Source organism: Lachnotalea glycerini, from assembly GCF_003201285.1.
Taxonomy (GTDB): Bacteria; Bacillota; Clostridia; order Lachnospirales; family Lachnospiraceae; genus Lachnotalea; species Lachnotalea glycerini.
This window is the reverse complement of record NZ_QICS01000003.1, coordinates 194,774-218,434: the sequence shown is the minus strand read 5'-3', so window position 1 is coordinate 218,434 and position 23,661 is coordinate 194,774. Positions and strand designations below refer to the sequence as shown.

The 23,661-nt window shown below is 35.3% G+C and carries 19 protein-coding genes; 14 read left to right on the top strand and 5 right to left on the bottom strand.

The features are described from left to right. Positions 1-221 precede the first annotated feature (221 nt). The 3 genes from C8E03_RS08440 (at position 222) to C8E03_RS08430 (ending at position 4,835) form a co-directional block, all read left to right on the top strand. The gene (locus C8E03_RS08440) at positions 222-1,307 is read left to right on the top strand and encodes a metallophosphoesterase family protein (RefSeq protein ID WP_170122944.1); all 1,086 of its coding nucleotides are present in this window, start codon (positions 222-224) and stop codon (positions 1,305-1,307) included. Continuing rightward, positions 1,304-3,928, top strand: coding sequence for an ATP-binding protein (locus tag C8E03_RS08435; protein WP_110290789.1), 2,625 nt, complete (start codon positions 1,304-1,306; stop codon positions 3,926-3,928). The genes C8E03_RS08440 and C8E03_RS08435 overlap by 4 nt, the downstream gene beginning before the upstream one ends. Before the next feature lie 148 nt (positions 3,929-4,076). Further along, complete coding sequence (locus C8E03_RS08430) at positions 4,077-4,835, top strand: SDR family oxidoreductase (protein WP_110290788.1); 759 nt, start codon at positions 4,077-4,079, stop codon at positions 4,833-4,835. A gap of 69 nt (positions 4,836-4,904) precedes the next feature. Here C8E03_RS08430 and C8E03_RS08425 read toward each other — a convergent pair whose 3' ends face one another. The 5 genes from C8E03_RS08425 to C8E03_RS08405 form a co-directional block, all read right to left on the bottom strand. After that, the gene (locus tag C8E03_RS08425; RefSeq protein WP_110290787.1) at positions 4,905-5,933 is read right to left on the bottom strand and encodes a LacI family DNA-binding transcriptional regulator; all 1,029 of its coding nucleotides are present in this window, start codon (positions 5,931-5,933) and stop codon (positions 4,905-4,907) included. 118 nt (positions 5,934-6,051) lie between these two features. Continuing rightward, positions 6,052-7,242, bottom strand: coding sequence for a thiolase family protein (locus tag C8E03_RS08420; RefSeq protein WP_094377121.1), 1,191 nt, complete (start codon positions 7,240-7,242; stop codon positions 6,052-6,054). A gap of 54 nt (positions 7,243-7,296) precedes the next feature. Then, positions 7,297-8,040, bottom strand: coding sequence for a 3-oxoacyl-ACP reductase FabG (gene fabG / locus C8E03_RS08415; protein WP_094377120.1), 744 nt, complete (start codon positions 8,038-8,040; stop codon positions 7,297-7,299). A gap of 44 nt (positions 8,041-8,084) precedes the next feature. After that, positions 8,085-9,677, bottom strand: coding sequence for an acyl CoA:acetate/3-ketoacid CoA transferase (locus tag C8E03_RS08410; RefSeq protein WP_110290786.1), 1,593 nt, complete (start codon positions 9,675-9,677; stop codon positions 8,085-8,087). A 12-nt stretch (positions 9,678-9,689) separates the two neighbouring features. Continuing rightward, positions 9,690-11,336: a class I adenylate-forming enzyme family protein gene (locus C8E03_RS08405; protein ID WP_170122943.1), complete on the bottom strand. Its 1,647-nt coding sequence runs from the start codon at positions 11,334-11,336 to the stop codon at positions 9,690-9,692. A gap of 287 nt (positions 11,337-11,623) precedes the next feature. Between C8E03_RS08405 and C8E03_RS08400 the strand changes: the two genes are divergently transcribed. From C8E03_RS08400 to C8E03_RS08340, 11 genes are all read left to right on the top strand, one after another. Next, complete coding sequence (locus C8E03_RS08400; protein ID WP_094377117.1) at positions 11,624-12,763, top strand: CdaR family transcriptional regulator; 1,140 nt, start codon at positions 11,624-11,626, stop codon at positions 12,761-12,763. Between the two features lie 174 nt (positions 12,764-12,937). After that, the gene (locus C8E03_RS08395) at positions 12,938-14,128 is read left to right on the top strand and encodes a glycerate kinase family protein (protein WP_094377116.1); all 1,191 of its coding nucleotides are present in this window, start codon (positions 12,938-12,940) and stop codon (positions 14,126-14,128) included. Positions 14,129-14,160: 32 nt separating this feature from the next. Continuing rightward, on the top strand, positions 14,161-15,027 hold the full coding sequence (locus C8E03_RS08390) for a branched-chain amino acid ABC transporter permease (RefSeq protein ID WP_094377115.1): 867 nt from the start codon (positions 14,161-14,163) through the stop codon (positions 15,025-15,027). Between the two features lie 5 nt (positions 15,028-15,032). Then, positions 15,033-16,034, top strand: coding sequence for a branched-chain amino acid ABC transporter permease (locus tag C8E03_RS08385; RefSeq protein ID WP_094377114.1), 1,002 nt, complete (start codon positions 15,033-15,035; stop codon positions 16,032-16,034). Between the two features lie 18 nt (positions 16,035-16,052). After that, positions 16,053-16,784 (top strand): ABC transporter ATP-binding protein, encoded by a 732-nt coding sequence (locus tag C8E03_RS08380; RefSeq protein ID WP_094377113.1) that lies wholly within the window; start codon positions 16,053-16,055, stop codon positions 16,782-16,784. Position 16,785: 1 nt separating this feature from the next. Next, positions 16,786-17,505 (top strand): ABC transporter ATP-binding protein, encoded by a 720-nt coding sequence (locus C8E03_RS08375; RefSeq protein WP_094377112.1) that lies wholly within the window; start codon positions 16,786-16,788, stop codon positions 17,503-17,505. A 59-nt stretch (positions 17,506-17,564) separates the two neighbouring features. After that, positions 17,565-18,917, top strand: a complete 1,353-nt coding sequence (locus tag C8E03_RS08370) for an ABC transporter substrate-binding protein (protein ID WP_110290785.1) — start codon at positions 17,565-17,567, stop codon at positions 18,915-18,917. Between the two features lie 246 nt (positions 18,918-19,163). Beyond that, the gene (locus C8E03_RS08365; RefSeq protein ID WP_181899350.1) at positions 19,164-19,793 is read left to right on the top strand and encodes a CatA-like O-acetyltransferase; all 630 of its coding nucleotides are present in this window, start codon (positions 19,164-19,166) and stop codon (positions 19,791-19,793) included. Between the two features lie 72 nt (positions 19,794-19,865). Then, a complete protein-coding gene (locus C8E03_RS22415; protein ID WP_242993452.1) occupies positions 19,866-20,705 on the top strand; it encodes a GNAT family N-acetyltransferase in 840 nt (279 codons plus the stop codon). 969 nt (positions 20,706-21,674) lie between these two features. After that, positions 21,675-22,988 carry a hypothetical protein gene (locus C8E03_RS08345; protein ID WP_094377109.1) on the top strand — a complete coding sequence of 438 codons (1,314 nt, stop codon included), beginning with the start codon at positions 21,675-21,677 and terminating at the stop codon, positions 22,986-22,988. Positions 22,989-23,001: 13 nt separating this feature from the next. Continuing rightward, positions 23,002-23,655: an ATP-binding cassette domain-containing protein gene (locus C8E03_RS08340; RefSeq protein ID WP_094377108.1), complete on the top strand. Its 654-nt coding sequence runs from the start codon at positions 23,002-23,004 to the stop codon at positions 23,653-23,655. Positions 23,656-23,661 lie beyond the last annotated feature (6 nt).

Below are 23,661 nucleotides of genomic sequence, written 5' to 3'. Positions count from 1 at the left end.
GATGCGAATCAAGTTGGGTTTTTTATTTATGTTTAAATCTTAGTAATAGTAAGTAACGTTGATATGATATAATACATATGAATAAAAAACAAAGCTTATTGTAATTTAAAAGCCATGTTAGAGTAAAGTAGTGATGAATGAATGCCGACGCTGCTGATTGGCAAAAGAAACACATAAGATATAAAATATATTAAATGATTAGCAAGTGGGAGGACTGTAAAATGAGGATTATACATTGTGCGGATTTACATCTGGATTCAAAAATGGAAACAAACCTTACAAGCGAACAGGCAAAGGAAAGAAGATATGAAATACTGTCAACCTTTGAGAATATGGTAGAGTATGCAATAAAGAATGAAGTTAAGATTGTTATAATTGCAGGAGATTTATTTGATACCGCACAAAATCAGCAAAAAACAATAAAGAATCGTGTTTTAAACGCAATTAGGAATGCGGGCAATATTGATTTCCTATATTTGCAAGGAAACCATGATAAGGATGATTTTTTCAAAAGTTTATCGAAACGACCAGATAATCTAAAATTATTTTGCCAGGAATGGTCCGGTTATACCTACGACAATGTAGTCATAACCGGTATTGAATTTGGAAAAGAGGATAACAGCGGTATTTATTCAGAATTAATTCTAAATGAGAATGAAATTAACATTGTTGTGATGCATGGACAAATATCTGGGTATCGCACGGACAATAAGGGGGAGCTGATTTGGCTGAATGCGTTACAGAATAAGTATATTGATTATTTGGCTTTGGGCCATATTCATGAATATAAATGTGAAAAGCTGGATTATAGAGGAGTTTATTGTTATTCCGGCTGTTTAGAAGGCAGAGGATTTGATGAATGTGGGAAAAAGGGCTTTGTTGTATTGGATATTGAAAACCATCAGATTACCTCAAAGTTCATATCACAGACAAAAAGGACTTTGCATGAAATACATGTTAATCTAGCCAATATGATTGATTCGGATAAGATAATCGAAAAGGTTGAAAATGCAATTCAAGAAATTCCTAAAAAAGATTTATTAAAAGTAGTGTTGGAAGGGGAAATTTTGGAAGAGACAGAGATTGACAGTTCCTATATCGAGCAGAAAATGAAAAGCCGCTATTATTTCTTTAAAATAGTGGATAAAACGGAATTAAAAATCGACTATCTAAAATATGAAAATGATATTTCTCTAAAAGGTGAATTTATAAGAAAAGTCAAGAGTTTAAATACTACCGAGGAAGAGAAAAGTAAGATTATTATGATGGGAATTAGAGCATTGGTTGGAAAAGAGGTGAAAGAATGAGATTGATACGCTGCTATATAGAAAATTTTGGAAAGTTAAGCAAGTTTAATTATGAATTTAATGAGCGCTTGAATGTAATTGAAGAAGAAAACGGATGGGGAAAAACAACTCTCGCCGCATTTATGAAAGCAATGTTTTTTGGTATGGAATATAAAATGGGTAAATCAATTACAGAACGTAAGCGCTATATGCCTTGGAACGGCAATCGATTTGGCGGCTATTTAATCTTTGAAATGGAGAACAAGCAATATAAGCTAGAACGATTTTTTGGAAAAAGAGATAAGGATGATACCTTTGCGCTTTATGATTTGGCGAGAAATACACTATCAGAAGATTTCAGCAGCAATATAGGGGAAGATATTTGGAAAGTTGATCGTGACTCATACGAAAAGACAGCTTTTATTACGTTGAATGAAAGTGATTTGCTAAACGATATCATATCAAGTAAACTTGGTGACATCGATGAGCAGGAAGCAGATATGGAAGCGTCGTCAAAGGCTCTTCAAATACTCGACAATCTAATTGTTCGGATTAAGCCCAAAAGAGGAAATGGCGGTCTTCTTGGAGAAAAACAAGAGAGAGCTGTTTTATTAAAGAGTGAACGAAAAGAATGTAAGGATAGTCTGGCAAAGATGGAAACCAACGAAAGATGGATTAGTGAAAAGGAACAAGAGCTTTTAGAAATAAATCAAAGGATACTTGCAATCGAAAAAGAACAGGCTAAATTTGCTTTATATGAAAAGAAAAAACACTATAATACCATTATGCAAGAGTATGACAGTGCCAAAAAGGAACTGGAAGCTGTGCAAGAATTTTTCAAAGGAAAAATTCTTACAGTGGAAGAAATGAATCGGCTGGAAGAGGAAACAAATGAATTTATCAATCAGAAAAGCAATGCAAACAGCTATCAATTAACAGAGGTGAATAAAAAAGAATTAGAGGATCTATCCAACCAATTTAAACAAGGTGTACCTAAATCTTATGAATTAGATGAATGCAACAGCATTTTAACTTCATTGTCAAATGAAAGAACAAAATTAGATACCTATGTTGTGTCTAGTGAAATGCAAAACAGTTTACAAACACTAAATACAAAGTATGGAAAGCTAAATCCGGATTCATTAATGATTGAATCTTATATTGAGGATTACAATCAGGTCATTAAGCTGGAATCAGAAGCAAATTCTATTAAAGCTGACATGGAGCATGTAGATAAGAAAATATCGGACAAGAAGAAAGAAAATATAGGAACTAAGGTATCTTCTCTTTTCTATGCAGGCATTTTATTAGTGGTAGCAGGACTATTTATAGCATTTCGATTTCCGCTTATTGGTATAGTTGCAGCGATTGCAGGAATTATTTTAGCAGCGATAGCGTTTGCTCGTAAAAAAAGCAGTATCGCCTTAAGCGATTCAACTTTAAAAGCACTTGCAAAAGAGAGAGAGCAATATTTAAATAAGTTTTCTCACGTTATGAAAAAAAGAGATGAATTAGCAGCTCCTTATACAGCATTTTTAAAGGAGATAGGTGACAATTCGGAAAATATATTTGCGGCATTAGCCAGAGCAAAGTCAGAATGGACGGAATACCTTAGATTAAAGAGTTTACTTCATGAAATTGAGCAAAAAGTGAGTGTGACGAAAGAAAGTGCCGATGAAAAAAAGGCAACAGTGGAGAAATTTTTAAGTAAGTATTATAATACATCTGTATTGAATGATTATGAGGAAGCATTAAAGGATTTAAGGAAAAAAATAACGCGTTATGAAGAGTTAGAACGCCTTGAGAATGCTTATCAAAGAGCAAATGAGATTGCGCGGGAGAAAGAGGCGTATTTAAAACCAATTTTATTATTTTATTATGATACATATCCTGATTCTGTTAAGAGAGCTGTATCAAAGATAAGAGAGTTATTAATCAAACATAAGGAAAAGCTAACAGTTCTTGAAAAGGCTCAGGCAATGAAAATGGATTTTGAAAAAAAGCACACTGTTTCAGATCTTGAAATGGTTGAATTACCCACAGATACACAAGAGTCTCTCGAAAAGGAAAAGCTAACTTATATGGATAAAAAAGAAGATATCATTAACGTGATTACTAACTATAAGAAAGATAATGATATTTTAAGCTTAAAGGCAGACAAAATGGAAGACATTGAATCAAGTATGCTGCAATGCCAAGAAGATATTGACAGTCTTCAAAAACAGATTGATTTGTTAACGCTTACAAAAGATTGTATGACCGATGCAAAAGAGGAACTTGCCGCAAAGTATATGGGGGACATTTCTGCATCCTTTAAAAAGTATATCAATGAACTTGATTCAAAGAAAACGGATAAATATCATATTGATATCAGACTAAATGTAATGCTTGAAAAGGAAGGTCAGCTTCATGACAGCAGTGCGCTTAGTAAGGGCATGAAGGATCTGATTCAAATATGTATGCGAATGGCCTTAGTTGAGGCAGTATATAAGGATGTCGATAAGCCAATATTAGTTTTAGATGACCCTTTTGTTAATCTTGATAACGACAGACTGAGTCATGCGACCTCATTATTAAAAAAGATTGGTGAAAGCTATCAGACAATTTACTTTATCTGTCATGATAGTAGGAGGGCAGTGTAATTCATCTTGACAAAAAAGGGGTACAATTATATGTTACATAGAACAATTGTATAAGCTATTTCAGTAATGTAGAATATAAGAAACAACAAAGATTACATAACCCTTAATGGAAGAGAAAGATGTTGCGTACTGAAATGGAGGATTGTATATGAATTTTAGACTTGATGGGAAAAAGGCTATTGTAACAGGTGGAGGAAGCGGATTGTGTTATAAAATTGCGGAAGGAATGCATGAGGCTGGAGCAGAGATTGTACTGCTTAGTGTAGGAGATGAGGTCGCTACAGCTGCTGAAGAGCTGGGAAAAAGTGGAGCATTAGTATATGCTGTCTCAGCCGATTTATCCGATATCAAACAGCTCAAGGAAGCATACGAAAAGTCGTTGGAATATTTAGGAGGTCATCTTGATATATTGGTAAATGGAGCCGGAGTTCAATACCGTTGTGAAGCGGCAGATTTCCCGATAGAACAGTGGGAGCGAGTGATCGGAATCAACTTAAATGCGGTTTTTTATATAGCTCAATTGGCCGGAAGAACTATGCTGAATCAGCATTATGGAAAAATCATTAATATAGCATCTATGACAGCCTTTTTAGGCAGTACGAATGTGTGCGCTTATACTGCCAGTAAAGGCGGAGTTGCTCAATTGACAAAAGCGTTGTCTAATGAATGGGCGGGAAAAGGTATCAATGTTAATGCGATCGCTCCTGGATATATGCAAACTGCTATGACTGCGGATATGAAAGAAAAAAATCCGGCACAGTATGAAGAAATTACTTCTAGAATTCCAATGGGCAGATGGGGGCAGGCAGAAGATTTAAAGGGAATAGCAGTATTTCTGGCCAGCGATGAAGCTTCTTATATCTCTGGAGCAATAATTCCAGTTGATGGTGGATATTTGGGTAAATAAAAGTAAATACAGAAAAAGAGCAGTAAAATAGATATGATAACTTCAAATATATCTAATTTACTGCTCTTTCTATTTTATATTCAGCTTGTCCATATAAGGACCAGTTGTTTTTCTTATGATTAAAGAGGGTTTTAAAATAATGCGTTCCGGTCTGGATTCATTGTCATTTAGCTGTTTCAGTATTAAACGAGCTGCTTCGCAGCTCATTTCTTCAGAATGCTGATTAATGGTAGTCAACTGTACATCATAAGAAGAGGCAAGTGCAATATTATCAAAACTGACTAACGAAAGATCATCTGGAAAGCGGATTCCTGCCTCTTTACAACCGTCCATAAAACCCAGTGAAGTCATATCATTAATGCAAAGCATAGCTGTTGGGCGCTTTTTTAAAGCCAAAAAGCTTTTAGAAAGCTCATATCCTGTTTCCATCTTTAAATCACTGTGGAAAACATACTCTTCAAAGAATGGGAGAGAGTAGTTGCGTAAAGCCTGCCGATATCCTTCGAATCGGTGTGTGGCAGCTGATGAGTATAAGTGACCTGCTATGAATCCGATTTCTTTATGACCTAATTCGATTAGATGAAGAGCGGCCTCATAGCCGGCCTGAAAATTATCGGTAAGGACAGAGTCTCCGTCATAGTCGGGAAAAATTCTATTTACCAGTACCTTTGGAAGGTTTAACTGTTTTAATTTATCCGATATCTCTTTGTTTTGAGCAGTAATCAAAATTAAACCGGCAAAGTGGAATTGCTCCGTCAACTGAATAAATTCAAGCTCGCGCTTAGAATCATATTCACTATTAAAAATCATTACCATATAGTTGTGGGCGGTTAGTAGCTTTTGGATGCCAAAGGCTAAATCAGCATAGAAAGGATTTCGCATATCACCCAAAATTAGTGCTATAATATTTAGTTTTCCTGTGCTTAGTCCCCGGGCAACGGTATTAGGCTGATAACCAACTTCTTCCACTAACTTAAGTACCTTATCGCGAAGAGCGTCGCTTACCCCAGGAGCGCCGGTAATAGATCGGGATACGGTAGCTTTGGAAACACCAAGCATTTCAGAAATATCTGCTATTGTGTATTTTTTATTTTTCATAGGAAATCTCCCCACTTACAAAATTTTGGTATCTATTTCATTATAACATGTTAAATAAAAAAGTGTAAACAGAGATGGCAAATTGAATTACTTAAAACGTGCCATCTCTGCATTAAAATTATTCACATTTTGTAAAGTACATTGAAATTCCCTGACCGCCGCCGATACACATGGATATCATAGCATCTTTTTTGCTGGTATGCATTAATTCATAGAGTACCTTTACCGTCAAAATACAACCGGTTGCTCCAATTGGATGTCCAATTGAGATACCGCCCCCATAAATATTTACTTTGTTCATATCAAGCTCTAAATCTCTTGATACGGCAAAGGCCTGACTGGCGAAAGCTTCATTAATTTCAAACATATCGATTTCCTTTAAGTCAAGATTAAGCATTTGCGCCAGTTTTTCGCTGGATAGTTTTGGAGCATAACCCATTAATTCTGCGTCGAAGCCCGCAACAGCATAGCCTTCTATCTTTAATTTGGCAAAAACGCCAAGTTGCTTTGCTTTATCCATAGACATTACAACAACAGCAGCAGCTCCGTCATTTAGACTGGAAGAATTACCTGCAGTTACGGTTCCATCCTTTACAAAACAAGGACGAAGCTTAGCAAGTTTTTCTACAGTAAGTCCTTCTCGGGGGCCTTCATCCGTATCAAAAACGGTTATATTGCCTTTGCGATCTTTTAACTCAACCGGTAGTATTTCATCTTGAAAGGTGCCCTCTTTGATTGCTGAGCAAGCTCGCTTGTGTGACTGAAAAGCAAATTCATCTTGATCTTGTCTGGATACAGAATAGGTATTTGCTACATTTTCAGCAGTGATACCGTTATGATTCTCATTTAATGGCCAAGTAAGAATATCAATGACACCATCTTCAAAATTTTTATGTCCCATACGGGCGCCCCAACGTGCATCCTTAACATAATAAGGAAGCTGGGAAATATTTTCTGTACCGGCTGCTACTACCACATCTGCAAATCCGGTCTGAATTTCCATTACAGCGTCAGCGATAGACTGTAAGCCTGATCCACATTGTCGGTTTACAGAATAAGCAGTGCATTCTTTCGGAAGTCCTGCTTTTAAACTAATCGCACGTGCGACAAAACCATTTTCTGCAATTTGACCTACTTGTCCAACAATTACTTCATCCACATCTTCCGGTTTGATTCCGGCTCTTTTTACTGCTTCCGAAACAACCATTGCCCCCATGTCAATAGCGGAAATATCCTTTAAACTGCCGCCGAAAGCTCCGACAGGCAAGCGTACACCACTTACAATTACAACATCTTTTAATCCGTTCATTTTTTCCTCCAATCTAACATTATAATAAAATATTTTGTTTTTTATATGATGTGATTATACAATCATACCGCCACCAACATTAATAACCTCAGAAGTAATATAAGAGGCTTCATCAGACGCCAGAAAAGCCACTAAATTTCCGACATCAGAAGGAGTTCCTGCGTATCCCATGGGAATTCTCTGCATCATACTTTCCCAAGCCGCACCGTCATTTATTTCTTTCAACTTTCGTGTCATATCTGTTTCTATAAAACCTGGACATATTGCGTTACAAGTGATACCTTTACGGGCATTTTCTCTGGCAGCAGTCTTGGTTAGACCGATAACACCTGCCTTGGCAGCGGCATAATTAGCCTGACCGATATTCCCAAGCCAACTGCCTGATGATATATTAATGATTCTTCCATAATTTTTGTCACGCATGTATTTCAATGCCTCTTGTGTGCCGAAAAAGGTACCGGTCAGATCAATTGAAATCACCGATTCCCAGTTCTCAATTGACATTTTGTGGAGCATGCTGTCTCGGTTGATGCCTGCGTTGTTAACCATGATATCCAAAGATCCAAATTTATCAATTGCGTAACTGATTAAAGCCTTTACCTCTTCTTGATTTGCAACATTCACCTGAAATGCACTTACTGTACCACCATCTGCTTCGATTTCTGCTATTGCCTCGATTGCAGGTTCCATATCTGCCAGAATAACCTTTGCACCTTCCTGGGCTAATTTTTTTGCAATGCCTTTTCCAAGTCCTCTGCCTGCTCCGGTCACGATTGCAACCTTGTTTTCTAATCTCATTATTTTATCCTCCTGATTCAAACTATTAAATAGACTTACTATACTTACTGTATAGTTTTGTTATATAAAATCTCTTTTAGGCCGAATGGATGTTCAGCCTGAAAAAGACTGGGGTGCATTTCTTTTAAATTAGGACTGATGATGGGTTTAAATTCCATCAAATCAAGAACCTGTGACTTTAAATCAATACCGGGAGCGATTTCTGTAAGCATCAGTCCATCCAGACATAATTCAAATACCGCACGTTCTGTAATGTAATGCATTTTTTGTTTTTTTAAACGGGCAATTTTTCCATTATATGATATCTGGTTTACTTGATTTACAAATTTAATAAGTGAGCCTTCTTGGTCTATATGTAATTTTTGATCATAAAAAGAACAAGATAAGCCTTTACCGGTAAAGGTGGAACAAAAAACGACATGTTTTGCATTTGTGGTAATATCAATAAAGCCTCCTGCACCGGTAGGAAGTGTTCCAAGCCTTGTAGCATTTACATTGCATTCTGAATCAATCTGTCCAGCGCCCATGTAAGTGACATCAACACCGGCACCATTATAATAATCAAATTGATCATCGTGTCGGATAAGGGCAAAATTGTTTTTGGCTATTCCAAAATCTACACCACCCATTGGAATTCCTCCGTAAATGCCTGATTCTACTGTTACAGTAACATCGTCAGCTATGCTTTCTTCTGCAATTATCGGTCCTATTACATCATTTGGTATGCCGGTTCCGACATTTAAAATATCATTTGGAGAAAGCTCCATCAGAGCACGGCGGCCAATCAATTTTCGCACTGTCAAAGCAAGCTTGTCAGATGAAGACACCGGAACCTTAATATCACCACAATATGCAGGATTAAAAGAAAAACTGTGAGTTTGACGGTGATCCTCCTCTGCATTAGGGCAAATCACGACAGCATCAATAAAAACCCCCGGAACAATAACACGTTTACAATGCAGTTCTCCGGATATGACCTTGTATTTCGCCTGGGCAATTACTTTTCCACCAAACTTCTTACAGGCCATGACAGCAGAAAATACCTCTAATTGCATTGCTTCTTCGTCTGTGGTCAAATTACCTAATTCATCTACATAAGTACCACGGATTATGACATAATCAAGTGGAATTGGGCGATATCTCATATATTCCTCCTGGTCGATCGTAACGATATCTACGATATCAGGAGCGTTTTTCGTAATCTCATTCATTCTTCCTCCATCAATTCTGGGATCAATGAAGGTTCCAAGACCAACCTTTGTTATTTTTCCGGGTTCTCCGCCTGCCATAGAGCGGTATAGCTGTGCGAATTGTCCCTGAGGAATGCAATAAGCTAAAATCTTGTTTTCGGCTATTAAATTCATCATTTTAGGCTGTAATCCCCAATGCCCCCCTATAATACGAGATAACATGTGTTCGTGCGCAAAATGCTGAATTCCTCTATCACGATCACTTTGACCGCAAGAATGAACCAAAGTAAGATTGTTAGGACTTCCTGTATCCAAAAAACGTTTTTCGATTGCCTTAAGTATGGTTTCTGATGCAGATACCATAGTCATACCAATGGTTGCAATGGTGCTGTTGTCATTAATTAAGGCAGCGGCTTTTTCACCGCTTAAAAATACTGGTTTTCTCATAAATCTATCCTCCTATTTTACAGAATTTTTATTCAAATTTTGAGTAATTATACGTTTGATTGCTCTTTTGTTGATTTTAGAATTAGGGGTAAGCGGAAGTGCCTTTGCAACGATAACTTTGGTTGGAATCTGGAACTTAGCCAATTGACTGCTAAGCTGTTTTTTAATCGATTCCTCTGTCATCAGAAATCCTTGTTCAGGAACGACCATTGCTGCCGGAACTTCTCCGTAAATTGCATCTAAAATGCCTACTACGGCCGCCTCACGGACTCCTTCTAAGTTATATAGTGCATTTTCAACATCAAAGCTGCAGATTTTTTCTCCACCACGGTTAATCATGTCTTTTTTTCGATCCACAATATAAAGGTACCCTTCTGGGTTAAAGTAGCCTAAGTCCCCGGTATCCAGCCAGTCGTTTTGAAACAGCTCAGTTTCCTGGTGATAATAGCCGGCTAAAACAACAGTTCCCTTTACGAAAATAGAGCCTATTCTTTGAGGGGGAAGACTGTTACCGCTTTCATCACATATTTTGAACATAACGCCTGGAATGGGATGCCCAGAAGAACAAATAAAGTTGCTCAACGCTGCATCATCCGGAAAAATAGAAGCAGGAGAAGAGGTTTCGGTCAGCCCGTAAACAGTACGAAATTGTGCATTGGGAAGCCAGTTATGCAATTGCAATATTTTTTGTTTTGGCATATTGCTGCTTCCACATGCAAGAATACGCAAAGATGGCAAGGATGTATATGAATCTGCCAGCTCAAGAAGCAGTGAAAATACGGTAGGTGAACCATGTAAAAAGGAAATCTGATATTTTTCAATCTCATATAGTACACGTTTTGCATTAAATAATTTGTGTAAATGAATACAGCCGCCGGTATAGATAAATAATCCAAATAATCCAATAAGTCCTGTAACGTGATAGATTGGAACCGGAATTATGGAAGTGTCATTGCTCGTAATGTGAAAAATTTTTTGATATACGGCAACAGCATGCATGATGTTATAATTCGTAATCATCACGCCTTTACTGCGCGAGGTAGTTCCAGAAGTAAACATAATAATAGCAGTATCTGCTGCACGAGCCGTGCAGCTCACAGCAGTAGTGAAATAATTTTCTTCAGAAAGAGGCAGTCCGCAATTTTCATAATCACCATTTACGCATATTGTAAAATAAGGCAAGCTGTCAAAGGAAGGTTCAAACCATGTCTGAAAGCTCTGGTCCAGTATAATTCCAGTTAGATTTGATTTGCGTATCAGGGAAAGAATCTCCTCTTTTTTGTATTTGGTCGGCAGAGGGATCATAATGCCTCCAAGCTTAATTATAGCGAGAAAAGAAACGCAAAATTCAATTCCATTATAAAGAAGTAAAGCAATATGAGAAGAAGGACCAACATGATAATTGTAAAAAAGCATGTTGGAAAAGTTGTCAACCAGCTTCAAAAATTCTATAAAGGTATATGTTTTTCCAGAATCATCCACGATACAGACAGAATCAGGCAAAACAAATGCATTATGACAAAGTGCATCATAAAGATTTGTTGGAACATCAGGATAGAAATCAAAGTCTTGATCCATAAACCTATGAGATGTTAATCCATCCAGGATAGAAGCAGGCCAATAATCATTACCATTAAGTATATAATCCTCATTGTTCATATCATATTTCTCCTTACTCATTTAAGTAACCGTATACGTTAAATATATCTAATAATAAATCTAAAATACGTAACTGTCAATAAGATATAGAACAAAATATAGAAACAAAAAGTTGTTACATGTATCAAAAATAGGTAATTAACATAAAAAAAATATGAAAAAAGAAGAAATATTAAGCAATATGACTTAAAACATATTGATACAGTTACGCGATGGTGATATAATATAAAAATAAATTACGTAACAAAAGAGAAACAAAAGTAGAAAAAGGATTGGAGGAATAATTTGTGCTCATACCCAAAAAGCAAATGCAAAAAATTGCAGAAGAGGTAGGGGAAACAATCCATAAAAATGTAAATATTATGGATGAAACGGGTTGTATTATAGCAAGCACGGATCCTGAAAGGATAGGCATGTTTCATAGGGGAGCTATGGAGCTTTTGAATCATCAAATGGAGAAATTAATTATCCATCGAGATGAAAAGGATTATCAAGGAACCAGAAGTGGAATCAACCTTCCCTTAGTAATTGAAGAGCAGGTAATCGGAGTTGTAGGTATAACCGGAGAAGTAGAGGAGGTGCAATTACTTGGCACGGTTATTAAAAAAATGACAGAAATTCTGATATTGGATTGGTATAAGAGCAACCAAAAAAAAGCGTTAGAGGATATGAAACGCAGCTTTGCTATTGAGCTGCTTTTTGGTGATGATGAAAAAAGGCTGGAATTTGGAAGAGAACTATTAGGAATCAATATGAATCTGTCACGAATTGTTGCAGTGCTGGATTTTGTAGTCAAAGAAAGAAAAGGCGTGAATGATAATAAGTCACAGGATTTGTTTGAAAAAATCACAAATATGCTTCGGAAAGAAATAGAACAAAATCAGCAGCAGCTTGTCATGACCATGGGGATGAAAATTGTTATTTTTTATCAAATGCAAAATACAAACGAGGTTTACAAAAGTATTAACACTGCAAAAAATAAAATTGAACTGTTATATTCCTGCAAATTTTATTGCGGGATTGGAACCACTGGGGATGATAAGGCGGGGATTCAAAGATCCTATCGTGAAGCAGAAAGTGCTTGTAATCTAGTCAAGCAGCTTACCGGGGAGACCATTAAAGTTTACAGTAATTCAGATTTGCGTATGCTGCTTGTAAATATTCCATATAAGAAAAGGCTTACTTACATTAATACTATTTTCAAGGATTGTGAACAGGAGCAGGTGGAAAATGTATTGCAGTGTCTTAGATGCTATATTAATAATAACGGTTCTATTTCTAAGACATCCGATGAATTATTTATACATAAAAACACACTCCAATACCGTCTTACCAGAATTAAAGCACTGACAGGGTATGACCCAAGAACATTAGCAGAGGCGATTCCGTTAATGATAGCGGCTTACATGGCAGAGTTTAAAGAATGATTGTTTCAGATAACGATAATTCTCTCTTTTATTTGTTTTAAAAGACATTGTGAAAAAGCTGAAATTTGTTTATAATCGACTCAAAAGTTAAACAAAATACACAATGATAATATGTTACAGCCAAATATATATACATATTATACAAAAAAAGACAAGAAGAGAGGAGGTGACGAGATGAAATTACTAATAGCATCAGATTCTTATAAAGGGAGTTTGAGTACATTACAGGTTGCTGCAAGTATTAAAGAAGGGATATTAAAAGTATTTTCTGATGCGCAGATTGATTTTATACCGATAGCGGACGGCGGAGAAGGAACCGTAGAGGTATTAATTACATCTTTAGGGGGACAATATTATTTTAAACAAGTTATGGGACCGAATGGGAATACGGTAGAAGCCAAATATGGCATTTTAGAAAACAACACAGCCGTGATTGAGATGGCGGCTGCATCGGGTCTTACATTGGTGCAGGAAACAGAAAAAGACATAATGAATGCAACGTCCTATGGGACAGGTCAGTTAATTCAGGCAGTGCTAGATCAAGGATGTAGAAAAATCTATCTTGGCATTGGTGGTTCTGCGACAAATGATGGAGGAGTTGGAATTGCAAAAGCATTGGGCGTTCGCTTTCTCGACCGATATGGTGAAGAGATAGGACTTGGTGCAGGTACCTTAAAGGATTTAAACGATATAGATATGTCTGGAATTGATAAAAGAATTTTTGAAACAGAAATATGTGTCATGTGTGATGTAACAAATCCGCTGATTGGACCAAATGGAGCAGCTAATGTTTATGGACCGCAAAAAGGAGCAACACTCGAGCAGATAGCGAGACTAGATGAAAATTTACTTCATTTATCTATATTGATTCAAAAAAACTTACATAAAGAGCTAGCATGGATACCGGGTGCGGGTGCAGCGGGTGGAGCAGGAATGGGACTAATGGCATTTTTGAACGCAGAAATTGTGCATGGTATTGAAGCAGTTATGGATGTAAGTGAAATTGATAAGCGTATAAAATGGTCAGATATGGTAATTACAGGAGAAGGAAAAATAGATTCGCAATCAGTTTGTGGTAAGGTAATTGATGGTTTGGCAAATAGAGCCAAGAAATATAAAAAACCCGTTATTGCTATAGCAGGAAGTATTGGAACTGATATTTCAATGGTTTATGAAAAAGGCATTGATACGATAGAGGCAGCGGTTTGCCGTCCGATGGAATTAAGCCTTGCAATGGAACATGCATCAGATTATGTGTCAGATGCAGCAGAGCGGGTTATGAGAAGTGTCAGAATTGGCATAGAGTTGCAGGTGGCAGATACGGCTTTACATATAGATACTGAGACTGATAAACAAATCACATAGAAAGTCTAAGTCTACTTGGAGGAGGTTATTTTATGAGCACATTTTTGCAGGCGGGTGCAAATGGATTGATGGTTGGGGGCATTTACGCACTGATTGGTGTAAGCCTTACATTAATCTTTGGAGTAATGAAAATTATTAATTTTTGTCAAGGCGAACTGTTAATGCTTGGAATGTATACTTCGTTTGTCCTTTATGATCAATTTGGATTAGACCCATTTTTGGCGATTCCTATTGTTGCAATCTTTATGTTTATTTTTGGGGCATTGCTACAATTCACCTTAATTACAAGGTCATTAAAGGACGAGGATGACGATACGAATGTTTTATTTTTAACAGTAGGTCTGGGAATATTATTTCAAAATTTAGCACTGCTTTATTTTAAATCAGACTACAGAACAGCATCAAGTATTTTTTCCGATAAGATTGTCTCACTTGGAGTAATTACGGTTAGTCTTCCTAAATTAGTCAGCTTTATATTACTTATTATAGTAACAGCTTTGATGTTTTTACTTCTTAAATATACTAACATTGGGAAACAAATTCGGGCAACATCACAAAATAAAATCGGTGCAGAAGTATCTGGAATTAAAACAAAAAGTATCTATGCAGCTACATATGGTCTTGGAGCAGCAATTGCCGGAATAACAGGAGCCTGTTTAATGTCCTTTTATTATGTATTTCCAAGTGTTGGTGAGATTTATGGTACACGTTCTTTTATTGTTGTTACAATGGGAGGTCTGGGAAGTGTGGTCGGTGCCTTGGTCAGCGGAATCGTATTGGGTTTAATGGAGACCATCGGCGCAGTTGTAGTAGGATCTTCTTTTAAAGATACAATTGTATTTCTTACCTTTATTTGTATACTTGTTGTGAAGCAGCGCTTAAAGACAAAACGGGGGTAATAAAGATGAAAAAAAGAATAGGTTCAAGGCAAATTTTATTATTGATTATGTTATTTCTGGTCGCATTGATTCCGATGTTCATTAAAACTCCTTATATACTGTCGATTCTGGTTATGACGTTCTACACTGCCAGTGCTTCTCTGGCATGGAGTATTCTGGGGGGAATGACAGGACAGATATCATTGGGACATGCGGCATTTATGGGACTGGGCGCTTATATCTCTACATTATTGTTAATGAATGCTAATTTTACACCATGGGTTTCTATTATTGTAGTGTTTTTTGTAGTTGGAGGCATATCGGCATTACTCCTATCACCCTGCTTCCATTTAAGAGGCCCGTATTTTTCACTGGTTACTATAGCTTTTGGGGAAGCCTTTCGTAATCTCTTAACCAATTGGAACTATGCAGGTAAAGGACAAGGACTCTTATTACCATTCGGAGACAATAGTTTGATCTTGATGCGTTTTAAGAGTAAGGCACCATACTTTTATCTGGCACTTGTGATGGTGATACTGATGTATTTGCTAGTGAAATATATAGACCAATCAAAATTGGGCTATGCGTTAAAGACTGTACGTGAGGACGAAGATACCGCCAATGCGATTGGAATAAATCCATGGAAATATAAAGTAATTGCAACATTTATAAGCTGTGGCCTCGTAGCAGTATGCGGTGTTTTTTATGCAAGCTATATTCGCTTCATCAGTCCAGACATTATGATGCAGGATCAATCTGTTAAATTTGTGCTTCCGGCAGTAATTGGTGGAATAGGAAGTGCGATAGGTCCTTTAATCGGAGCGATTATATTAACGCCGTTATCGGAATACTTAAATGCTACATTAAGCAGCATTGCACCCGGAGCCAACCTCTTAGTATATGCGGTTATTTTGATTGTGGTTATTTTATTTCAGCCTAGAGGTATTATGGGATGGTACGAAAATAGTAAATTTAAGATAAAGTTAAATAACTGGCTTGATAAATTAGACGGTAGAAAAAAAGAATAGAGGAAAGGAGGCAAGAGAATGGAAAACATTTTAGAAATTAAAGAACTATCTAAAAATTTTAAAGGCTTAAAGGCAGTGAGTGATGTTACCTTTTCTGTTGAAAAAGGAGCAATTACAGGACTAATCGGTTCTAATGGAGCAGGTAAAACAACTACTTTTAATATGATTAGCGGTGTTTTGGTTCCATCATCTGGAAAAATTCTTTATAATGGCAAAGATATCACGGGCTTAAAACCATATCATTATACCTCTATGGGCATTGCAAGGACATTTCAGATTATGAAGCCGTTGAAACACATGACAGTTCTGGATAATGTAGCCTCTGGTGCCCTTTATGGAAGAAAAGGATATCAATCAACAAAGCAGGCAAAAGAATATGCCGAAGAAATCCTACAAAACACCGGACTGTATGATAAGAGATATTGTTTACCAGGAGACATGGGAACTCCTTTTAAAAAGCGCTTAGAGCTGGCAAGAGCCTTGGCGACCGATCCCGAATTATTGCTTTTAGATGAGGTTATGGCAGGACTGAATCCTACTGAGACAGACGAGGCAGTGGAGTTAATTCGCAAAATAAACGAAGATGGAACAACCATACTTTTAATTGAGCATGTTATGCGTGCAGTGGCAAGTCTTTGCAAAAAAGTGGTTATGATGCATCACGGCGAGAAAATTACAGAAGGAATGCCACAAGAGGTTATGAATGATCCATATGTTATTGAGATTTATCTTGGCAAGGAGGAAAGTTGATATGACACAAAAATATTTTCAGGTAGACAGGATAAATGTATGTTATGGCGATATTCAGGTACTTTGGGATACAGAATTTTATGTGGATAAAGGTGAAATAATAGCAATTGTGGGAAGCAACGGTGCAGGTAAAAGTACTATTGTAAAAACTTGTGCGGGACTGATAGGCATAAAAAGCGGCAGTATTTATTATAATGGAGCGGAATTAGCAGGAAAGACGTCTCGTCAATTTATCGATTTGGGTGTTATTCTCGTTCCGGAAGGAAGACAGCTTTTTCCAAATATGACCGTATATGAGAATTTGGAAATTGGAGCCAGCAGTAAGGAAGCAAAAGCAAAAAAGAAAGAGACAGTAGAAAAGATATTTGAATGGTTTCCAATCCTAAAGGAAAGAAAAAATCAGCAGGCAGGCACACTTTCAGGAGGAGAGCAGCAAATGGTTGCATTTTCAAGAGGAATGATGGGACTTCCAAAACTTCTTATGATGGATGAGCCATCTTTGGGTCTGGCACCTAACATTGTTGATAATATTTTTTTAATAACCAAAAAAATTGCAAAAGAAGAAGGCATAAGTATTGTATTAGTGGAGCAGGATGTTCGCAAAGCACTTCGAATTGCGAATAGAGCCTACGTGTTGGAGAATGGTGTTGTTCGTATTACAGGTACTGCTTCGGAGTTGTTAAGTAATGCAGAAGTAAAAAAAGCGTATCTTGGTTTTTAGACTTTAGATGGGGTGCTAAGTCAAAAACTTTATTATAAAGATGAAAGTGAGGAAAAGGTATGAAAAGGAAAGTAATGGCAATGGTACTAGCATTAACGATGACAACAGGTGTTTTGGCGGGATGTGGTGGCTATGGAAGTTCAAAAGGCAGTGATACAACTGATACATCAACTACTACGGAGACTCAGGGTAGTGATAATTCGACAACAGCGAAGACACAGGAGTCAACTGCAACAGGAGATCCTATTTTAATAGGAGCACTTTATCCATTAACAGGTGATTTGGCAGATTCAGGTAAAAACATGCAGTATGGAATTGATTTTGCAGTAGAAGAAATTAATGCAAATGGTGGTATTGATGGTCGCCCAATTAAAATTATTTATGGTGATACACAAGGAGATGGAGCACCTGGTATGACAGAAATGGAACGTCTGATTACGCAGGAAAAAGTGGTTGCAGTGATGGGAGCTTACCAAAGTGGTGTTACTGAAGTAGTATCGCAGGTAGCCGAAAATTATCAAATTCCGATGATAACAGCCAATGCAACAGCGGATTCACTTACCTCTCATGGCTATGAATATTTTTTCCGTTTGGCACCTACCAATATGATGTTCATTCGTGACATGTTCCAGTGTCTGGTTGATTATGCCGGAAAACATAGTAATGCAACAATCAAAACAGTGGCAGTTTGTGCTGATAATACAGAGCTGGGTCAACAAACAGCTACATGGGCAAAGTTCTGGGCTGAAAAAAATGGAATGGAATATTTGGGAGATGTTTTATACTCAAAAGGAGCAGCAGATTTAACATCAGAAGTTTTGCAATTAAAACAATTGAATCCGGATGCTTTAATCGTAGATAATTATGTATCTGATGCAATCTTACTTACAAAGACGATGAATGAGCAAGGTTATAAACCACAGATTATGATTGCGAAAGGAAACGGATATAGTGAGACTTCATACCTTGAATCTACAGGTGCTCAAGCAAATGGTATCCTCTTTGCAACAGAATATTTGCAAGGAGAGAAGAGCCAAGACATATATGATAGATTTATGCAGAAATATAATGTTGCTTTAAATGGCCATTCAGCAGAAGCATATACCGTAGTATGGATTTTTAAGCAAGCATTACAAAATCTTGCAAATGCTGGAAAAGAAATAAACTCTGAGAATTTGAAAACAGAACTTCAAACGATTAAAATTGAAAATTCATTTGAAGGTGGAAGCGAAATCATTCTTCCATATAATACAATCCAGTTCACAGACGGAGAATTTAACGGAATCCAATATAAGCAGACAAATATGTTAGGTAATTTAGTAGTGGCACAATTCCAAGATGAAGAAATTAAATCCGTTTGGCCATTTGATGAAGCAGAAGTAGAAATTCAATATCCTGCATCATTCCAATAAACTGAAGAATATATAAAACTTTTGACAGCTGGTCCTTAGGATTAGCTGTCATATTTATGCAATCGAATAAATTTGCAATATGAATAAGATAATTGTATAATTAGCATTGAATTAATCAGAGCATTAGGAAAGCCAGATTATTGAAGTATCAAGTGCAACTGGCTTTATTACATGGGTTCATGTTTGCAGGCTGGGGTAACTAGATGGGTACCATTTGCAAAAAAGCTTTATAGGAGGCAGAATATTATGTTGAATCATTATACAGTTATTGACGAGAAAAACTGGAAAAGGGCATTACATTGTTCCATTTTTAGAAACAGTGTGGAGCCATCATTTTGCGTTACCTTTGAATTAGATATTACACACTTCTTGGCAAAAATTAAAGAACAAAAATACTCATTTACTATGGCCCTTATCTTTGCTGTTTCGTACTGTGCCAACGAGATTGAAGAGTTTCGCTATCGTTTCGTAGATGATAAAATAGTTCTTTATGATCGAATTGATACAGCATTTACATGTCTTAATAAGGATACGGAGCTATTTAAGGTAGTTAATGTAGAAATGAAAGATACTATAGAAGAGTATGTCACCGCTGCATCTAAAGCAGCTATAAAGCAGGAAGCATATTTTACAGGACCATTAGGAAATGATGTGTTCCAGTTTTCTCCACTTCCTTGGGTAACTTATACACATATTTCACATACAATCTCCGGGAAAAAGGATAATGCAACTCCATTATTTGACTGGGGAAAATACTTTGAAAAAGATGGAAAAATAATAGTACCATTTTCGGTACAAGCGCACCATTCCTTTGTGGATGGTTTGCATATTGGAAAGCTGGCTGATAAATTACAAAATTTTTTAAATAAATACTAATATCAGATAGAAAATGTAAATAAGAATATAACATGCTTTCCATTCGCATTGAATAAGAGATAAGGAGTACTTGTGGAGAATAATGAAATAATCTTAAACGAGATTCAGTCATACTGCAGGGGAAAACACGGTGCATATGAAGCTAGACCCTTTGGAGAATTTCCAATATGCTTTAAGGTAATGGGAAAAATATTTGCACAATTAAATCCGCAGAAGGAATTCTACAAAATAACATTGAAATGTGAGCCAGAACAAGCACAACTCTACCGTCAACTTTATCCAAAGGCTGTGGTACGTGGTTATCATTGCCCGCCCGTTCAGCAGCCTTATTGGAACACTATAGATTTGGATGTATTTGACGACAAGCAAATGCTGTGGCAGATGATTGATGAAGCCTATGACGCACTGGTTAAAAAATTTACTAAAAAAGTAAAGGCACAGTTAATTCAACTTTCAGAAATGGTATATTGCGATACAGATGGTGAAAATGCAGATTTTGCCTTACTGTGTAAAAATTTGGATCAGACATTGGATGAAATAGTAGGGGTAAAATTTCAGAGAAGTCAGTATGAACAGTATAACCAAAGAGATAGTATTCACGATGTGATAGTTGTGTACCAAGATAACGTGCCCGTAGGTTGTGGCAGCTTCAAAATGTATGATGAAGAGCATGCAGAATTAAAACGTATTTTTGTAGAACCATCATGCCAGGGAGTAGGACTTGGGTCGGAAATTGTACGTCGTCTGGAAGCAAAAGCAAAGATAAAAGGGTATCAATGGTGTATATTAGAAACAGGAGAATTGCTTCAGGCAGCGAGCCATGTTTACCAAAAGTTAGGATATAAAGTAATTCCTAATTATGGACAATATGTAGACATGCCAGAGTCAATCTGTATGCAAAGAAGAATTTAGTAATAAGAAGAGTAGATAGCTTGGAGAACTATAAATTTTTCTTATAAGGATAACGACTGTTATTTTGTTGAAGAATCATTTCTATTTTCTACCCTATAAGTGATTAGTTTTGCAAAATAGTTAATTCGTGCTTTCAAACTGTCCACTCACGCCGTTTACATAGATAGATATCAATTTTTTTGCTAAAATAAATTTAATAACAATTGAAAAGTATTTATTTGATAAAATAATTTAAAAAGCAGCAGCAGTATTCGCTTTTGAGGCATTCATATTTGCAAATACTACTAACAAATGACGAAACTATATTATAAGAAGCGTATGAAAATAAAATCTGTTATATTAAAAAATTTACATTATGGGTAAATATCTTTGTTAGCTGTTGAAGTTATTACATTGTGTATATTGACTAAAAAAATAGATAATATTAAAATGAAAATGAGTCAATTCTTTAGGCCATTGGTGATTGGAAATATTGTTTTAATTTTATATAACGTCTTTTTTATTAATATTATTGGTATAGAAAGTGTTGGAATGTTAAAAGTATTTAACTTACTTCCTTTTGGGGTTTTATTGAAAGTAATGATTGTTTCTTTTTTCTTGTATTTAGATAGGAGAAAAATTTTTGATCGAACTATATTTATATATAAAAAAGGAATTATAAAGATGACAATTTTTTTTATTTTAGAGTATGCATATTCATGTGTAGGATACTTTTCTATATAGATATTTGATAGGGAGTAGTAAATAGTCAAGTTATACAAAATTTACATATTTGAGATTTCAAATACTTATATCATTAAAATAGATTTTAACATAGCAACCTATTAAAATTATTTTGGATAAAGGAATGAAGTATATGGATAAAGATTTTAGAAAGCGTGCTCTATTTTATATGGGATTATCAATTTTAGGTGTTGTTGTAGGCATAATAAGCTTGATATGGATTATATTTAGATAGATGGCGCAGAGATGAAGAAATATAAAAGCTTTTTAAAAAAACAACAATATAGACATATAGTACAACGAATAGCTGTTCTTTTTCGACAATTATTAGATAATTTTGTAGAAGAAGATCAGAGTAAGATAATAAATATCTTTTATTATATTTATAAAGTTGGAGATTATTTGAGTATATTGTTTGAAGTTTGTTTTTATATGCTGATTTTTTTAAGAATCAAACCTGCAAATTTAGCACTATTGGCAAGTTTTATTTATCTTTTAGCCAGTTGTTATTTTGGGGAACAGCCAGAGAAAAATGAGATAAGAAGTGAAATGGCGTTTTTATTAAAGTATGCCCAAAATCAAGTATTGATTAATAAGATAATATTTATGCATTGGAAGAAGTTTTATGTTCGTAAATTTATAATGGCAATTATATTTATTAACTTAGCTCAATGCATATTTGGAAAATTTAATTTAATCTTTTCTTTTATTAGTTGCATTATTTTGCTAATTATAGCGATTATTACAATAGCAGTTTTTTTTATAAGAGTATATAAGGTTCCATTTAAGAAAGTATTCAAGAAAGATAGTTATAATGTTAAGCAAATAATTGTTAGAGAAGAGGAAGCTACGGATCAATATGTGTCGGAAGATATATTTATGACACTTTTAATGCGCCAGTTAAGATATAATCAGACGCAGAGTTTTGTACGGTTATGTGAAATTGGATTAATAGCAATATTTGTCTTAGGGGTGATATTATATACTGTCACAAAGGTAGATAAAGTGTATTTGATAGTCATTGTGTTTAATTTTTTTCCGAGTATAGTCAATACGTTGATGTTAAACATAATTACAAGAAATTTTTTACATAATGACTTTATTTCTATGAATTACTATTTAATGAAGAAGTATAATATAAAGCATAATTTAATTAAGTATTCTCAGAAAATTCTTTTGAGATTAAGTAAATCATTTATGGCGATTTATGGATTACTTATTTTGCTCATAACAGGAATTGAGATGACAAATGTATTACTTATTGTATGTAGCACTTTACAATACTATTGCATATCAAAAATAATTTCAGTCAAAACATATATATATTCTAAATATGATTATGATGATATTAAAGTTGAACTATATGCAAACGTCATTCAAAATCCTTTTGAAGAATTACTCATTATTGGATTGCCGATTATATTGACTGCACTCATAATATATTATGTTTATAGATATTCAATTTTAGTATATGTTTGGACAATGATTGGATATACATTTATTATGTATTTATATGCTGTTTTAATTACACTTAGAGTGAATAGAAAAACAAGTAGATAGATGGAGGCTAAAAATGCTAAGATTACAAGAAATAAGAAAACAATATGAGTCAAAGATTGTTTTAAATGGTATTAATAGTGTCATTAGCGATGAATCCATTGTTGCAGTCAGAGGTAAAAATGGTTCCGGAAAAACTACATTATTAAATATAATTGGTGGTTTGATAAATTTTGAAGGGAATGTGTATTATGATGATATAAGCTTACATAATAATTACGTTAAATATATGGGGAATATTTCATTTTTATCGAATGAAGCTTTTTCGTATCAATATTTAACTCTTATGGAGATGATCGAACTATTATCTGATATTATGAATACTTCCAAAAAGAGCATAATGGAGCAGAATAAAATCTTTGAATTAATTGATTTGCTTGAGTTGAATGATTTTAAAGATACCTTAATTAAAAATTTGTCATTAGGTACCAGGCAAAAAGTATCGGTTGTTACAAATTTGTTGGATAAACCAAAAGTGATTCTTTTGGATGAGCCATTTGTCAACCTGGATGAAAACTCTGTAAGTAATCTGTTAATCTATCTAAAAAGATATATTGAGCAAAATAAGGCAATTATGATATATGCGACTCATTCAAATGATGAGAAGTTAGATAGATTTACCACAAATGAGCTTAATATTGTAAATACAAATACGATGATCTATCGTTGAATTCAT

Coding starts and splice junctions, on each gene's coding strand:
- C8E03_RS08410 (WP_110290786.1), bottom strand. CDS start 9,677: ATGAGAAAACCAGTATTTTTAAGCGGTGAAAAAGCCGCTGCCTTAATT.
- C8E03_RS08405 (WP_170122943.1), bottom strand. CDS start 11,336: ATGAACAATGAGGATTATATACTTAATGGTAATGATTATTGGCCTGCT.
- C8E03_RS08395 (WP_094377116.1), top strand. CDS start 12,938: ATGAAATTACTAATAGCATCAGATTCTTATAAAGGGAGTTTGAGTACA.
- C8E03_RS08340 (WP_094377108.1), top strand. CDS start 23,002: ATGCTAAGATTACAAGAAATAAGAAAACAATATGAGTCAAAGATTGTT.
- C8E03_RS08375 (WP_094377112.1), top strand. CDS start 16,786: ATGACACAAAAATATTTTCAGGTAGACAGGATAAATGTATGTTATGGC.
- C8E03_RS08430 (WP_110290788.1), top strand. CDS start 4,077: ATGAATTTTAGACTTGATGGGAAAAAGGCTATTGTAACAGGTGGAGGA.
- C8E03_RS08380 (WP_094377113.1), top strand. CDS start 16,053: ATGGAAAACATTTTAGAAATTAAAGAACTATCTAAAAATTTTAAAGGC.
- C8E03_RS08390 (WP_094377115.1), top strand. CDS start 14,161: ATGAGCACATTTTTGCAGGCGGGTGCAAATGGATTGATGGTTGGGGGC.
- fabG (WP_094377120.1), bottom strand. CDS start 8,040: ATGAGATTAGAAAACAAGGTTGCAATCGTGACCGGAGCAGGCAGAGGA.
- C8E03_RS08435 (WP_110290789.1), top strand. CDS start 1,304: ATGAGATTGATACGCTGCTATATAGAAAATTTTGGAAAGTTAAGCAAG.
- C8E03_RS08365 (WP_181899350.1), top strand. CDS start 19,164: ATGTTGAATCATTATACAGTTATTGACGAGAAAAACTGGAAAAGGGCA.
- C8E03_RS08420 (WP_094377121.1), bottom strand. CDS start 7,242: ATGAACGGATTAAAAGATGTTGTAATTGTAAGTGGTGTACGCTTGCCT.
- C8E03_RS08345 (WP_094377109.1), top strand. CDS start 21,675: ATGAAGAAATATAAAAGCTTTTTAAAAAAACAACAATATAGACATATA.
- C8E03_RS08440 (WP_170122944.1), top strand. CDS start 222: ATGAGGATTATACATTGTGCGGATTTACATCTGGATTCAAAAATGGAA.
- C8E03_RS08385 (WP_094377114.1), top strand. CDS start 15,033: ATGAAAAAAAGAATAGGTTCAAGGCAAATTTTATTATTGATTATGTTA.
- C8E03_RS08370 (WP_110290785.1), top strand. CDS start 17,565: ATGAAAAGGAAAGTAATGGCAATGGTACTAGCATTAACGATGACAACA.
- C8E03_RS08425 (WP_110290787.1), bottom strand. CDS start 5,933: ATGAAAAATAAAAAATACACAATAGCAGATATTTCTGAAATGCTTGGT.